The following is a 13,844-nucleotide window of genomic DNA, read 5'->3' on the forward strand; positions in this document are numbered from 1 at the left end:
GGCGTTGTGATCGCCGTGGCCAGCAGCGCCGGATCCTGTTCGTAATCACCATCAAATGAGCTCCTACTGTTAAGGGGTTCCTGTAATTGACCTAGTGTCGCGTGTCGTTAGTTGTTTGACGGTTGGGTGGGTGTCAGAATGCGGTATGGCGAATCGACCGGCTGCCGCGCTGTCTCGTCGTGATGGTGATCGTGAGCGGTTGCTGTCGTTGACCAGGAGTTCGTCGGTGCGGGCGGGCCTGGCGCAGCGGGCGCGGATCGTGCTGCTGGCCGCCGAGGGTGTGGCGAACAGTGTGATCGCCGAACGAGTCGCCGACCGTGATCGGCTGGCGGGAACGTTATGAGGGTGGTGGGATCGACGGCCTGCACGACGAGGCGCGCTCGGGGCGGCCCCGGCTGGTGGACCATCGAGAGATCGTTGCGGCCACGCTGAAGCCGCCGCCGAAGAAGCTCGGCGTGACGCACTGGTCGAGCCGGCTGCTGGCCGCCCGGCTGCGGATCAGCAACGGCACGGTGGCCCGCGCGTGGCGGGACTACGGGGTGCAGCCTTGGCGGAGCGAGACGTTCAAGTTCTCCACCGACCCAGAGCTGGTCGCCAAGGTCACCGACGTGGTGGGGTTGTATCTGGCGCCGCCGGAGAACGCGATCGTGCTCTGTGTCGACGAGAAGTCCCAGGTCCAAGCGTTGGACCGGACCCAGCCAATGCTGCCGATGCAACCTGGACAGGTCGAGCGGCGCACCCACGACTATGTCCGGCACGGCACCACCACCCTGTTCGCCGCGCTGGAAATCGCCACCGGCAAGGTCACTGGCGCAGTCAAACCGCGGCACCGGCACCAGGAGTTCCTGGTATTCCTCAAACAGCTCGCCCGCGCCTACCCCGACGACGAGCTACACCTGGTGATGGACAACTACGCCACGCACAAGCGTCCCGAGATCCGCGACTGGCTCGCGGCGAACCCGCGAATCCACGTCCATTTCACCCCGACCTCAGGCTCCTGGCTCAACCTGGTCGAGGTCTGGTTCGGCATCATCGAACGCCAAACCATCCGCCGCGGCAGCTTCCGCTCCGTCCACGACCTCAACGCCAAGATCCGCGCCTTCATCGACGGCTGGAACGAACGCTGCCACCCCTTCATCTGGACCAAAACCGCCGACGAGATCCTCAAGAAGTCCAACCGTCAGACCACTTCAAACACAGACCACTAGCTGCGGGGCGTCAGCGCAGGTGCTAGACCTCGGGGAACGCGGCGGACTAGGCCGCTACCCCGACCCCGCTCAAGACCACCGCGGTCAGTCGCGCCGCATACACCCGCCCGCCACAAGCCGCTTCACATCTGGCGTAGGCGAGACCCTCGTGGCGTTGGCGCGGACACAGCATGCTTTACGGGTCTCTCCTGCGAAGAGACGCCGATCAGCCACGTGTGGCTCGCGAACGAGCGTTTCCCAAGGCACGAAGGTACGGACTTGCCCCTGCGCGGGAAAGGCACTGCGTCGACGTCGCGGGGCGGTCATGACCAGCCGGTGAGGTCGTCCATGCCGCGGGCGGCGGCGAGGCAGGTGATCGCGGTGGTGCAGTCGGTGTTTCCGCGACGTTCGCGTCCTCGAAGCGTGAGTGAAGATGGCGGCGGCGAGGGAACCAGGGCTCGGGCGAGGTCGGCGATCGTGGCGCGCGGGTCGAGGTTGTCCGCACCGGCAGTGGCGACGCGGGCGGCCAAGACCCGTAGCAAGAGAGGATCGTTGTCGGGCTGGTTCCGGCGAAGCCGCTCGGTAAGGCGGGCGATGGACCACGGTTCGGACTGCTCGGCATCGTCAAAGGCGCCGTGCACGACCGACGGTGTCGCGGTCGACGCCAACAGTCCCCGGTCCGAGTTCCGAGACGGGTTTCCGTCTGGTGGCTGGCCGGCAGGCATGATCATGGCCGAGCCGGGCTGGTCCGGGGTCCATTCGGCCTTCTTCCAAGGGAAGGTCGCCGTCAGCGGGGATGCCGGCGTCGTCCGGCACGCCCGGCGGCGAGGCCGGCTCAGCGGGCGCGGCTTCGCCGTCGCGGGCGAGCTGGGCAATGAAGTATTCCGGGTCGTCAGGGTCGTCCTGGTCGAAATACCTTGGGTGTTCTCCACCGGCATGGCTGGCTCCAATCACCATGGCAGCCGCGGCTTGTGCCGTTGGTGCCGTCGTCACCTCGATTGGTATCAACCCATCCGGGGGAACCTTTCCGGGTTCGGCGAAGGCGTGCCCTGAAGTACCCTCAGCGTCAGACAAATCGGCCGCCGCTGGCAGGGGCCCGCACACCCCGGCGAGCGGGAACGGGGGCCGGCCACGCTCGGCACCGTGGTCGACGGACTGGCCAACCTCAGCCGATGCATCACCGCCCGGACGATCGACGTTCCCTCCGACTGCACCGACGGCTTCCTCGCCGCGTACTGGCGCCGGCCGGGCGCTACCTCGATCTCGCGGTACGCGCTGGCCTGTCCGGTGTCGCGTCACTGCCCGACACTGCCGTGAAGCCGGCTCTCGCCCGACTGGCCGACGATCTGCGCTCCGGCTCGTGGCACCTCCGCCACAGTGCGCTTCTCGAGCCCAACCCACTCGATCGGCTACCGACTGGTGATCGCGTCCCAACCAGCCATATCCGCTCGGCCGATCAGCCCATCCAGCTGGCCGGCGACATCGTCGACCGTGGAGAACCGCGCCGCCTCAGCGGGATCGGTGCTCCACAACACTGCGCCCGGGTGCTCGACCGAGGGTCCCTTCCGGTACCGGACCGCTCACCGCCGCTGAGCTTCGGTGACAGCTTCCACTGCGTGACGACCAGGCCGGTGTCATTCGGCGCTGGTCGTCACCGTCACCTCCTCGGCCCTCATGCCTCGTCGTGGTACAGCCGTCCGATCATCGAGTGCGCAGCGGCCACGTGCCGGCGCACCGTGGTCACGGCCACGGCCGCAGCCCGCAACTCGGCGGCCGCGTCTTGTGCCGCCGCGGCTCCACCTTCGTGGTCGTGGGTTTGGTCACTACGCAGCGACGGGTCGCCGGCCAGGCCCTCAGCCCAGGTGCCGAGTTGGCCGAGCAGCTGCTTGAACCCGGCCGGCAGTGAGGACAGGTAACCCAACGTCGGGTACACCTCGGGCGCCGAGGGAAGGGCCTCCGACGTGGTCGACAAGGTCGCGTAATTCGCCCAGCGGACCAACTCGGCGCAGGCCTCCATCGCCGAGGCCAAGCGCTCCGGATCGTACGGACCGTCGAGCGGCCACTGCGCCGCGACCATCTCGCCCGGCGCGAGCATCTTCTTCTCCATCGTCGACTCCTCTGCTCCGGTTTCATCTGGGTTGTCAGTTCAGAACTTGCAGGTCAACCCCGGCCGCGTCGCGGACGGTAGCGAGACAGTCGTTAAGCCGGCTGCGTCGAACTACGCGTTCTGCCCGATCGCGCGGGCCACGGCCTTGATGAGCGGGATGCCGGTCTGCGGGCCGACGGATTGGAGGTCGAACGTGTCGTGGCCGAGGGCGATGGCGAACCGCAAGATCGCGATTTCACGGGGAGAGCGCCTCGGGTCGGGCAGGTATTTCTCCGCTCTGCCCCAGTCGATCACCGCGAGCTTCTGCGCGGGGATGTAGTCGATGGCCGACCGGACGAACTCGTCGAGCCGCAGCCAGCTGCCGTCGTCGATCAGCAGGTTGATGCCTGCCGACGTGCCCCGCCCGGCGTTCAGGGCGTAGCGCCGCAGCGCCACTTCCAATTCCTCTTGGGGCAGTTCGGCGGGATCGATGGTCGTCGCCACGAAGGCTCCTCACGTGGTTGTGGTCGAGTGACTGGCCGGTCAGAGGTTGTGTGCGGCCGCGTCGGCGAGGTCTGCGATGAGGGCGCTGGTCAGCGCGGCGTCGCACTTGACCCCGTTGCGGCGCTCCCAGTAGCCCTGTCTTGTCCGTCGGGAACCGCCGTCGGTCCAGTACACCTGATCACCCGCGCGGACACCGGAGTCCCACACCTCCGGCGGCTGATCCCTGCCGCACCACCCACGGCACCCGCTCGCCGGCCAAGGCAATCCCGAACGGCTTCATGACGTCCTCGGTCGGCACGTACTCAGACGTGTCCGGCGGCGCAAACGGTGACGACCACACCGTCGCCGCCGGGGTGCTCACGGGGACGCAACAGAACAAGACCGGCCAGAAGGACTCTACGCATGATCTCCTCGTTTCGGGAGGAAGATCGCCACCTCCACCAGCCGCGTTACGCACCGCGCCACGTAGCCGTCCGCCGGAGACGGTCCCCTGGTCGTGACCGCACCAGCTGATTTACGACTCGACGTGGATGTCGACACTGACGTCGTCGGGGTTGAGGTCGAGGGCGGCGGCGATGGCTTCGCGGGCCATGCGAGGTGCGTCGCTGAGACGACGGGCCTGGGTGAGCCCGTCGACGTCGGGGACGTGCACCATCCACCATTTGCGCCACCATCTGCCTTCGTGGGTAACGGTGACGTGGTACTGCTTCACCGCCGTGCCTCCTCGATTGCTCGCAGGATCTCGCCGACCACGCCCCCATGGCGACACCCGGCGTCGCACGGTCAGCGGTCAGTACCGGCTTCGGTAGCTGCCGGGGTTCTTCCCCAGGCGCCACTGCGACGGCCGCTGGCCCCAGTACGCCCCGTCATTGTAGGCGTCACGATTGCGCTGGATTCCAGCGCACATCGGGTGGCCGTCGGTGCCGATCGGTTCGTTCCTGGCACCCTTCGCACACGGCTTACCGCAGAAGTCGCACCGCACCAGCGCGTCGGCGAGCACCTTCTTCCGGACAGCCGGCTTCTCCCGTCGCTGCGACGGCTTCGGCTCGACGTATCAAACCTCGACCTTGCTCGGTTTCGCCCGGATGAGGCGTCGCGACGTGGTACTGGCGGCCGACGTGGAGCCCACCGACGACGGCAGCTCATCTCCAGGCGCGACGCCGAGCTGCTCGCGGTAGGCCAGGTGTTTGTCTGAGACGCCCAACGGCCTCATCCGACGCGTCCTGTGCGCGACTGCGTGCCCGGCTGGCAGGACGCAACCTTCGTGGCCGCAGGTCTCCCTCTGCGAAGGCTAACGACAGCCCGCGTGAGGTTCGGCGGCGCGCCGCTCTCGATGCCCCGCCGGTGCGCGGGTGCAGCCCGCGGAGTTGCACACCTGGATCACCCCGCTCGTGGCACCCTTGCCCGCGCACGTTAGTCGGCATGATTCCCGCTCAAGCGGGAACTCCCCCGCTCGCCGCGGCGGCTTAGGCGGTGTGGTCGAGGTCGAATAGCGAGCCCAGCGGGCCGGGGCCGCGCGCAGCAACGGCCGCGCGACCGGCTGACCGGCCAGGTACTCGCTAGATCAGTGACGTTGCAGTTCTGGCAGGGACGAGGGCATCCTGGAGTCAGAAAGGTGAACCTGGTTCGGCCTCGCTGGTGCGATACTCGACGGCATGTCCCGTGGTGCTCTCCTCGCCCGCCACACTCGCATGTTGGTGAGATGGCCGGATGGGGAAGTGACGGAGGGGATCACTGGTCGCGCGCACGCCGGGGCGTGCCGATGCGGACGGGAGTGAGGTGGTGCGGGTGTTCGCGCCGGATCTGCCTCAGCTGTTCGCGGACGTGCCGGCGGGCTGGGTGGCGCCGCGCGAAAGTCGGAGCCGACACCGTTCCAGCCGGGTGCGGATCGAGTCGCGGACGCTCGGCCGGTGACCACTGGTTCCGGCGGGCAGCAGCCGCCGACGAGGAGCGTGACCGGCTGAATGCGGATCTGGAGTCGGAACGGCTGAATGGCGGAGGCGGAAACTAGCCGGCGGTCGGTGCCGCGCCCTGCACGATGTCTCCATTGAGTCCATCCGGGTAGAAGCCGCCGGAGGAGGCTCCTTGCGGATCGAGGTAAACGATGTTGAGGATCTCCGCGGCGCTCCTGCCGAAGGCACGACCGTGCTCGTCGGTGGGAACCAAGTTGGCTTCGTCCTTGGTGCCGAGATCCTGATCGTCATCAGCGGGGCCGCTGACCGCGTTGCGGACCGCGGAGATCTTGTGCAGGACATCGAACACCGAGTCGTCCGCGAGTCCTTCGGCGAACAGCGTGGCCCGCACGATCCCGGCGTGGTAGGCCTCGGTGGCCAGTAGGCCTGCTGCTGCATCCAGGTACGTCTTGTTGGAGATGAACGGTGCCGCGCCCTTGAAGGCCGTGACTCCGACATCTTCGAAGAGGAAGGCAGCGAAGAGGAAGTTGCGGTCGCTCGCATAGGGATCGAAGATCTCGCCGGGCTTGATCAATTCGGCGGCGGTCGCCGCGGCGGTAAAGCTGTGTTCAAGGGAGATCTGCGGGCGCGCGACGGCCGTGTCACCGAGCGCGTTGCGGAGGAACGCAACGTGGGCTCGTTCGTCCATGGCGATTTCGCGGGCGATATTCTTGACCACAGCACTGCGGAACTCGACCTGGCGACCACCGGAGACCTGACCGGGCTTCCCCGTCCCGCCTACCAGGTCATCCGGTAGTCCCTGACCAGTTGCGCCACGAACGTAGAATTCGGCCTCCAGGTACTCCAGGTTGAGTGCAAAGTTCAGGATCGAAGCGTCGCTCGGTCCGTCTTGTCCTGTTGTGGCCGTCGGCGTGCCGGCTTCGGTGGCTTGGGCGACCATGCGGGCGAGCTTGTCACGATCTTCGGCTGTTTCGGCGCTGCGTTTGATGGCGTCGTCGATGAAGCGATCCTCGGACATCCCAACTCCTGTGCTGCTCGATGGTGACGGTCACCAGAGGCAGTAGCGCCTCCGCGAGGAAGCGCCCCGCGGCAGCGGAGCCCCGCAGGCGAGGCATCACCGGCGAGTGCGCTCATGCCTCCAGCCTCACCCCGCCGCGGCGCAGCCACAACCCCGCCCACCGGCTCCGAATTTTGCACGGCGCCGCGGGGTGTCCAACGGCTGCCTTGACTTGGGCGATCGTGTCATCAGCGCCGCCGGTGCGGAGCACCGCTTCGAGGCTGGCGATGGCGTTGTCACGACCCGCGCAGAACGGTCTCCCATGACGGAAAGCCGTCATGGAGCCGGCCGGCTTCTTCGGTGCCGGAGGGTTCGCCGACCTTCTCAGTCGCGCGCCACAGGTAGACGTCGGTGTGCCGGCGGTGACCATGTCCGGGCGGCGGCTCGAAGGTGATCAGGTGTTCGACCGCGCCGAGCGGCTGCGCTCAGCGCACCAGCCCGAGGTGGACACGCCTTTTCCACTTCAGTCGGCATCGGTGCACCAGGGGGCTTTGCGAGAAAACGTCAAGGAAGGGTGGAAGCGTCCTTTCCACCGACCCCGACCGCGATCCCCAGCGGGCTGGACCTGCCTGCCGCAGCAAAACCACAATCACAAAAGAGCACTTCTTCCGAGTGGTTTACTGAACACAAACTCCCGGAATCGGCGGTCGAGCCCGAAGTCAAAACCGACACGATCGCGGAACATCTCGTACACCTCACGACGTCCAGTGGTAGTGGGTCGGCATCGTTCAACACTTCCGATTCCGATCTTCAAGGTGTATCCAGACCATCCTGGTGGCTGGTAGTCGGAGTCGGACCTCCCGTACTCTTGGCCCCCGTCGCGCAGAACATACGTGTACCCATCACTCCCTGTGCAAGTTACCGCCTTGCCGCCCTTATTGACAGTTCGGGAAAATCCAGAGCCAGCCACGTTCGCCACGAACTTCGGGCGGTCATGTCGGTTTTCCGATTCGGAACAGACTTGCCTTTGCTCATATCCTCGTATCTCGAGGACACACCCCAGTTGTTGTTGTGCACCAGTACCGGCGTGCCGCCGGCGATGCTGGTGTAGCGGGCCCATGGACGCGCCGACACTCGCGGAGTAGGCGTTTGCCGACCGTGGGCAGGATTGTGAATCTTCGAGCGAATCCTGGGCAGGCGGCACGATCAGCAGCTCGCCGGTTGGCAGGTCACAGACCGACGGTCAGGCGGTAAACCGAACCCTGGCGCGGAGCACTTGGACGGTCGCCTCCCGCGGTTGTCGCGTTCGGCGAGAACCCGACCACCAACGACGGCGAGAAGGGCCTGACGCAAGCCCTGCCCGGGGGTCCCGGTGGGCGAAGGCCAATACAACGACGCTGCCTTGGTATTAGGTGACGACGTTGTAGCGGCCGGCCGGTGTTTGCTCAGTGACGGTGATGTCCGTCGGGGTCGCTAGTGATGGTGGTGCGGTCCCCGTTGGTCGGGGGGGCCGGCCCCGCTGGCGTGGGAGGTCAAGCGGCGGCACGGAGTCGTGCCGCCGCGGCAGAACGCGATGGTTGCAGCCGAGCTGCGGTCACGTGGACTGCCGCCTCAGCTCGGTGGACACTTGGCAGGAGTGCGGTGTCACGCGAGCAGTTTGTACCAGGTGCCTCGGACAAATCGCGGGTGTAGGAGGTCACCTGTGGGCGTGAGGAAGGAGATGGCCGTGGACACGCACGTCATCTGTCCCAAAACTGATGACCGACCCGCCCGGCCGGACGCACGTGTGGCCGAACGGCTGCGCGAGGCAGCACCGTCGACCGAGTTGCGCCCTTGGTACGGGCGTGACACCGCGCGGTTCGGCGAGTTCCGCCACCGATGCCTGGCCGAACCGCGCGGGTGCCCTCGACGGCAGGCTGCGGAACACCTTCGCTTGCTCGCGCGCCAACGCGAACTGACGTCGTTGACCGCGACCTGGAGTGTCCGGCACAGCCAGGCGGCCGTCCTCACCGAGCGGCCGGTCAGTGCTCCAGCCCGCCGACTTGTTGCGGGCGGCCGAGGACCGAGTGCATGAACGAGCTAACGCTGCGAGCATCCCGCTTGGGATGGGCGAGATGCGGACGGGTGGTCCGAGCTCTCAACCCGGGCGTGTTCGCGTTCGTCATGGCCACCGGCATCGTGTCCACCGCTCTGAAAGAAAACGGCGTGCCGGTTGCCTCGGACGCCCTGCTGGTGATCGGGTTGGGCGGTTACCTCGGGCTGATCGCCGCGTCCGGATGGCGCCTCCTGCGGTGGCCCCACCGGATGCTCGCCGATGTGATCAGTCCCCGAGGGTTCGCTTTTCTCACCTTTGCGGCCGCGTCGAACGTGCTGGCCGCTCGGCTGGCCCTCGGCGGATGGTGGTGGCCGGCGTCTTCGCTGCTGATCCTGGGTGTAGCAAGCTGGTTGACACTCGGCTACGGCGTGCCGCTGGGCCTGATCGCCGATCCGCGCCGGCATCCGAGCCTGGACCAGGTCAACGGCACCTGGTTCATCTGGGTCGTCGGCACCCAGTCCGTCGCCGTGGCAGCCGCCTCGCTGGCGCCGTTCGGGCCGGACATCATGTTGGCGACTGTGGGGGCGGTGTGCTGGGCGATCGGGCTGCTGCTGTACCTATTGCTGGCCGGGCTCGGGTTGGCCCGATTGTTGGTCCGGCCGGTCGCGGCGCAGGAGTTGGTTCCGCCGTACTGGGTGTTCATGGGGGCTGGGGCGATCACGATCCTGGCCGCTGCCCAGCTGCTCGCCCTGCCCACGACTTTATTGTCGCGCGGTGTGCTCGCAGACATCTCGCTGGTGCTGTGGTCGTTCTGTAGCTGGTTGATCCCGCTGCTGGTCGCACTCGGCGTGTGGCGACACGTGGTGCGGCGCGTACCGCTGCCATACGAGAGTGCCTTGTGGAGCCTGGTCTTCCCGGTGGGCATGTACGGCGTGGCCAGCGACCAGTTGGGCCATGCCACGGGCATCCGCTGGTTGGCCGCGTTCGGCGCGGGCGAGGCGTGGTTGGCTCTGGCGGTGTGGGCCGTTGTTTTCGCCGCCATGCTGGTCGCGGGCGGTCGCTGGCTACGCGGTGACCAGGCGGTGCGGGGCCGCCACGATGCGAGGCGCGGAGATGCCGGCCCCGTCGAGCCGTCCGGCCACGCTGCCCGGCCGGGGCAGATCGGCGACGACCAGGCGCGCCAGGTGCATCGGGATACCGACGTCGGCAGGTGACACCAGCGCAGCGGGTGCCGGAACCGCTCACGCGAGTCATAGCTCCGCGTGATGACGAGCCGCAGAGCCGCTCGTCGGTGTTGGAGAGGTTGCCCGGCTGGTCTGCCTTGTCAGCCTTTTCGACCTCGTGGCTTGCGGGCCACCGAATGGGCCTGCCAGGTTTGCGGCGACTTTGCGGCGACGCTGTACGCGGCGGCGGGCACCGGGGTGTGCGGTGTCCGTCGACGACAAGGGCATCACCATCGACTTCTACCGGCCGGAACAGCGGCCGTCGGCACGGGTCTAACGCAGCAGGTAGACGAGGTTCGATGGGGCCCCTTGAGCGCCGCGGCCCGCACACGCTCGAAGGTCAGCAGCACTTCGAGCGTGGCCCGGCGGATTCGTCCCAGGCCATTGGTACCACCTCTTTTCCGCCGATTGGCGCTCTGGTGGTTCCCGTCGATTGCGTTCGGGCAACCTTTGGGTGTGCCCGCGGTGAGGCTATCCGGCGAGGGCGGCCAGGCGCGGCACCAAGGCTTCGTAGCCGGCTTCACCTGCCGCGGCCAGTGCCGCCCGGGCCGCGGCGGAGGCGGTGGGGGCGCCCCGGGCATGTAGCAGTTCGGCCTGCGCCCACCGGGCCTCGTGCCGGGCGAGCGGAGCACCCTGGCGCAGCGCCGTACCGATGACCGGCTCCGCCTCACCCAGTCGGCCTTGGCCGACCAGCACCAGGCCCAACCGCGCCTGCGCCCAGCCGGCGAACAGCGGAATGGGCCGGCCGGCGTGCAGGGAATCACGGAAGGCGGCCTCGGCGCGGGTCAGGTCGCCGGCGGTCTGCCAGGCGGTCCCCAGCGCGCGCAGCGAAGCGGCGGTCCACGCCGTGTGCTCGATGCGCCGAGCGATGGCCAGCGCGGCCCGAGCGGCATCCACGGCCTCCTCATGGCGGCCGAGGGCGGAGAGGGCTTCGCTGCGATGCCACAGGCAGGAGCTGTGCATTTCCGCGAGGTTGGCGGCCCGGGACCAGGTCAGCGCCGTGTCGATTTCGGCCAGGCCTGCGGCGGGGTCGCCCAGGAGCACGAGGGTGTGCCCATGGCTGGCGCGTGGATGCCACAACAGCAGCGTCTCGGGTGTGGTCGCGGGCAGCTGGGCCAGGTCGTCCAGCCGGGCCGCGGCCTCGGTGAGCCGGCCGGCGAGGAGAGCGGCCATCGCCGGCCAGTGCAGCAGCCGTGCCGCGCCATCCGGGTCGCCCGCCAGCCGCAGAAGGCGCTGTGCCTGCCGGAAGCGCTGCCGGGCGCGATCGAGCCGGGCCAGCCACAGATCGACCAGCGCCCTCGCGGCCAGGGCCTGACCACGGGCCGCGGGGTCATCCCCGGCTTCGGCGATCGCCAACCCGGCCAGCTGTGCACCCAGGAACGCGCTGAATGACGGCGTCTCCAGGAGGGCCCGCTGAGCCAGAACGCGGGAGCGGTCCGCCTCGGACGGGGCTTCGGCCAGCGCCGCGTCCAGGTCGCCGCGAGCATCGCCGAGCCGGCCCTGCCGCCGATGCGCCTCACCGCGGATGCGCCACAGCGCGGACCGGGTCTGACCGGGCGCGGACGCGCCGAGGCCCGCCTCGGTCAAGCTCAGCGCTTCCCCGTCGGCGATCCGGTTCAGCCGGACCCGCGCGGCGTCGGCGAACGCCAGGGCCGCCGCGGGACCATCGCCACCCGCCGCGAGGTGCGTGGCGACTTCGGCGACGTCTGCGCCAAGCTCGCGCAGTGCCTCCGCGAGCATGAGGTGGCGCCAGAGCCGACCCGCGGGGTCGAGGTCGGCGACAGCGACCTCGCCGATGGTGCTCGTGGCCGGCGCCCAGCCGTCGTGGTTCCCCTGCACCAGGCCGGCCTCGGCCAGCGTGGTCAGCGCGTCGAGAGCGACGGGCAGGTCTTCGCGGGCGGCGGTGGCCAGCACGCTGGGAGGGGTGGGCCGCCCGATCAGCGCGAGCAGTGTCAGCGCTTCCCGGCTCGCCGCGGGCAGCGACGCCACCGCAGCGCGCACCAGCGGCCCTCCCCCGGCGGTCAACGCCCGGACGCGGGACCGCGAGCTTTGGTCGTGCAGCCGCCACCGGCCGCACGAATCGCGCTCGATCAAGTGCTGCGCTGCCAGCGCGTCCAGCACCCACAGGACAGTCGCGGGGGTGCGGTCGGTGCACTCGGCGATGATCCCGCGCAGGACGGGGTCGGCGATCACGGCCAGGTCCGTGTCGGACCACGGAGCGAGGTCCACCCGGCGCGCCAGCCCCGAATCGACGCCGGCCAGCACCGCCACGGGGTCCGGACGGCCGGACGGTCGCGTGGCCGGATAGGTGGCGATCACCTGTAGTCCCGGCACGCGCTGCCGCAGCACCCGGAGCAGGATGAGACTGCTGTCGTCGGCCCACTGCAGGTCGTCGATCGCGATCAGGCAATGAGGGCGGGCTCGCTGCCGAATCGCGCGCAGGACGGCCCCCTCCGCGGTGGGTGAGTCGGTGTCCCGCGGGGTGCCGTCCGAGGGCGTCTGGGGGCGCGGTGCCGGAATCGAGTGCCGGTGCTTGCCCGGCTCGGCCGGGGCTTCGTGGGTCTGCAGGGCCCGGAGCAGGTCGGCCGCAACCGCGCCGGAGTCGTCTTGGCGATCGCGATCCGCGCGCACCACCACCACCGGCATGGCGACGTGATCGGCCAGCTCCTGGAGCAGGCGGGATTTCCCGCTGCCCGGCGAGCCACGGACCAGCACCACCCGTACCTCGCGATCCGCCAGCAGCCCGGCGATGCGCGCCAGCACCCGGTTCCGCCCCACGAACGGCGTGCTCGACACCAGCCGGTTGCCGTCGGCGGCGAACCCGGGAATGGTCAGCGGCTGGCTCCCGGCCGCGAGAACGGGGCCGATCTCGTCGCACAGCACTTGCTGGCGCAGCCGCATCGCGACCGCGGAGGGGTCGATGCCCAGTTCGTCGCCCAGCCGCCGCCCGAAGGCATCGAAACTCGCCAGCGCTGCGGCCCGGTCGCCCCCGGCCGCCAGGGCTCGGACCAGCAACAACGCCGCAGTCTCGCGCAGGGGATGCTCGTCGGCGGCCGTCTGCGCCCAAGCTAGCGCCGCGACGCTGTCGCCGACCGCCAGGGCAGCGGCCGCCGCACCCTCCAGCGCATCGAGGTGGGCGCGCAGCAGGTGGTGGCGGTGTTCGACGGCCCAGGCCGCGTAGGCGTCCTCGGCCAGTGGCTCGCCGTGCCACATCGCCAGCGCCGCCCGGAACGCGCTCAGTGCGGTGCCCGGGTCGTGGTGCAGCTCGGCCTGGCCGCGGCCCACGGCGGTCAGGAAAGCCTCGACGTCCACCCGGCAGCGGTCGTCGCCGACGAGGGTGTAGCCGCCGGAACCGGTCTGGATAAGCGACCGGTCACCCAGGGCTCGGCGGATGCGGCTGATGAGGATCTCGACGTTGCCGCCGGCGTCGACCGGCGGGTCGGCGGGCCACAGCGCGGCGATCGCGGCGTCCTTGGACACCAGGGTGCCCCGGGACACGGCCAGCATTCTCAGCAGTTGGCGCGCCAGCCGTCCGCCGAACGCCCGGTCGGGTTGCTCCCGGTCGCCCTGCCGGACGGCGAACCGGCCCAGCAACTGGATGCTGACCTGCGGGCTCGACCGCTCACCGGGCGGATCGAGCCGACTGTTCGGTTGGGTCTGCTGCTGCCGTGACAGGCTCATCTCAAGGACACCGCCGGTCTGTCGTGACTCCGGTGGCCGCTGGGTGTGCCACCCCTGCGCGGCCGATCGCAGGCAATCTGCAAGCACCGTCTCCCACTGTGACTGTAACCACGGCAAGCAACGCGAAACCGGGGTCTTAAGTCCCCGGATCGACGTGCCCCACGCCGTGGAAGCAGGTTGTGGCGCACTGACCGACCTGTCCGGTTGGCCGGCTGCGG

Annotated in this window: 12 protein-coding genes and 1 pseudogene; 5 read left to right on the plus strand and 8 right to left on the minus strand. The window is 69.0% G+C overall.

Annotated elements, in window-relative coordinates; translation table 11 throughout:
• Positions 1 to 145: 145 nt before the first annotated feature.
• A pseudogene (locus I6J71_RS25065) lies at positions 146 to 1,208 on the plus strand (IS630 family transposase).
• Positions 1,209 to 1,510: 302 nt separating this feature from the next.
• On the opposite strand, the gene I6J71_RS25070 reads toward I6J71_RS25065, so the two are convergent.
• Positions 1,511 to 1,855, minus strand: coding sequence for a hypothetical protein (locus I6J71_RS25070; RefSeq protein ID WP_204089091.1), 345 nt, complete (start codon positions 1,853 to 1,855; stop codon positions 1,511 to 1,513).
• Between the two features lie 55 nt (positions 1,856 to 1,910).
• On the opposite strand from I6J71_RS25070, the gene I6J71_RS25075 reads away from it, so the two are divergent.
• Together I6J71_RS25075 and I6J71_RS25080 are read left to right on the plus strand one after the other, a co-directional pair.
• Positions 1,911 to 2,240: a hypothetical protein gene (locus I6J71_RS25075; RefSeq protein WP_204089092.1), complete on the plus strand. Its 330-nt coding sequence runs from the start codon at positions 1,911 to 1,913 to the stop codon at positions 2,238 to 2,240.
• Positions 2,241 to 2,330: 90 nt separating this feature from the next.
• On the plus strand, positions 2,331 to 2,504 hold the full coding sequence (locus I6J71_RS25080; protein WP_204089093.1) for a hypothetical protein: 174 nt from the start codon (positions 2,331 to 2,333) through the stop codon (positions 2,502 to 2,504).
• A gap of 355 nt (positions 2,505 to 2,859) precedes the next feature.
• Here the strand turns inward: I6J71_RS25080 and I6J71_RS25085 are convergent, their stop codons facing one another.
• From I6J71_RS25085 to I6J71_RS25105, 6 genes are all read right to left on the minus strand, one after another.
• Positions 2,860 to 3,294, minus strand: a complete 435-nt coding sequence (locus I6J71_RS25085; protein ID WP_204089094.1) for a hypothetical protein — start codon at positions 3,292 to 3,294, stop codon at positions 2,860 to 2,862.
• A 111-nt stretch (positions 3,295 to 3,405) separates the two neighbouring features.
• Complete coding sequence (locus I6J71_RS25090) at positions 3,406 to 3,777, minus strand: hypothetical protein (protein WP_204089095.1); 372 nt, start codon at positions 3,775 to 3,777, stop codon at positions 3,406 to 3,408.
• Positions 3,778 to 3,816: 39 nt separating this feature from the next.
• Positions 3,817 to 3,951, minus strand: a complete 135-nt coding sequence (locus I6J71_RS49890; RefSeq protein ID WP_255569964.1) for a hypothetical protein — start codon at positions 3,949 to 3,951, stop codon at positions 3,817 to 3,819.
• Between the two features lie 340 nt (positions 3,952 to 4,291).
• Positions 4,292 to 4,489, minus strand: a complete 198-nt coding sequence (locus I6J71_RS25095; RefSeq protein WP_204089096.1) for a type II toxin-antitoxin system HicB family antitoxin — start codon at positions 4,487 to 4,489, stop codon at positions 4,292 to 4,294.
• A gap of 342 nt (positions 4,490 to 4,831) precedes the next feature.
• On the minus strand, positions 4,832 to 4,981 hold the full coding sequence (locus I6J71_RS25100) for a hypothetical protein (RefSeq protein WP_204089097.1): 150 nt from the start codon (positions 4,979 to 4,981) through the stop codon (positions 4,832 to 4,834).
• Between the two features lie 803 nt (positions 4,982 to 5,784).
• Positions 5,785 to 6,708, minus strand: a complete 924-nt coding sequence (locus I6J71_RS25105) for a ferritin-like domain-containing protein (protein WP_204089098.1) — start codon at positions 6,706 to 6,708, stop codon at positions 5,785 to 5,787.
• A 1,699-nt stretch (positions 6,709 to 8,407) separates the two neighbouring features.
• On the opposite strand from I6J71_RS25105, the gene I6J71_RS25110 reads away from it, so the two are divergent.
• Together I6J71_RS25110 and I6J71_RS25115 are read left to right on the plus strand one after the other, a co-directional pair.
• Positions 8,408 to 8,761: a DUF488 family protein gene (locus I6J71_RS25110; RefSeq protein ID WP_204089099.1), complete on the plus strand. Its 354-nt coding sequence runs from the start codon at positions 8,408 to 8,410 to the stop codon at positions 8,759 to 8,761.
• A gap of 74 nt (positions 8,762 to 8,835) precedes the next feature.
• The gene (locus I6J71_RS25115) at positions 8,836 to 9,936 is read left to right on the plus strand and encodes a tellurite resistance/C4-dicarboxylate transporter family protein (protein WP_204089100.1); all 1,101 of its coding nucleotides are present in this window, start codon (positions 8,836 to 8,838) and stop codon (positions 9,934 to 9,936) included.
• A 480-nt stretch (positions 9,937 to 10,416) separates the two neighbouring features.
• Here I6J71_RS25115 and I6J71_RS25120 read toward each other — a convergent pair whose 3' ends face one another.
• Positions 10,417 to 13,626 carry a BTAD domain-containing putative transcriptional regulator gene (locus I6J71_RS25120; RefSeq protein WP_204089101.1) on the minus strand — a complete coding sequence of 1,070 codons (3,210 nt, stop codon included), beginning with the start codon at positions 13,624 to 13,626 and terminating at the stop codon, positions 10,417 to 10,419.
• Between the last annotated feature and the right edge of the window lie 218 nt (positions 13,627 to 13,844).

Source organism: Amycolatopsis sp. FDAARGOS 1241, from assembly GCF_016889705.1.
Classification (GTDB): domain Bacteria; phylum Actinomycetota; class Actinomycetes; order Mycobacteriales; family Pseudonocardiaceae; genus Amycolatopsis.

Coding starts and splice junctions, on each gene's coding strand:
- I6J71_RS25110 (WP_204089099.1), top strand. CDS start 8,408: ATGGCCGTGGACACGCACGTCATCTGTCCCAAAACTGATGACCGACCC.
- I6J71_RS25120 (WP_204089101.1), bottom strand. CDS start 13,626: ATGAGCCTGTCACGGCAGCAGCAGACCCAACCGAACAGTCGGCTCGAT.
- I6J71_RS25085 (WP_204089094.1), bottom strand. CDS start 3,294: ATGGAGAAGAAGATGCTCGCGCCGGGCGAGATGGTCGCGGCGCAGTGG.
- I6J71_RS25105 (WP_204089098.1), bottom strand. CDS start 6,708: ATGTCCGAGGATCGCTTCATCGACGACGCCATCAAACGCAGCGCCGAA.
- I6J71_RS25075 (WP_204089092.1), top strand. CDS start 1,911: ATGATCATGGCCGAGCCGGGCTGGTCCGGGGTCCATTCGGCCTTCTTC.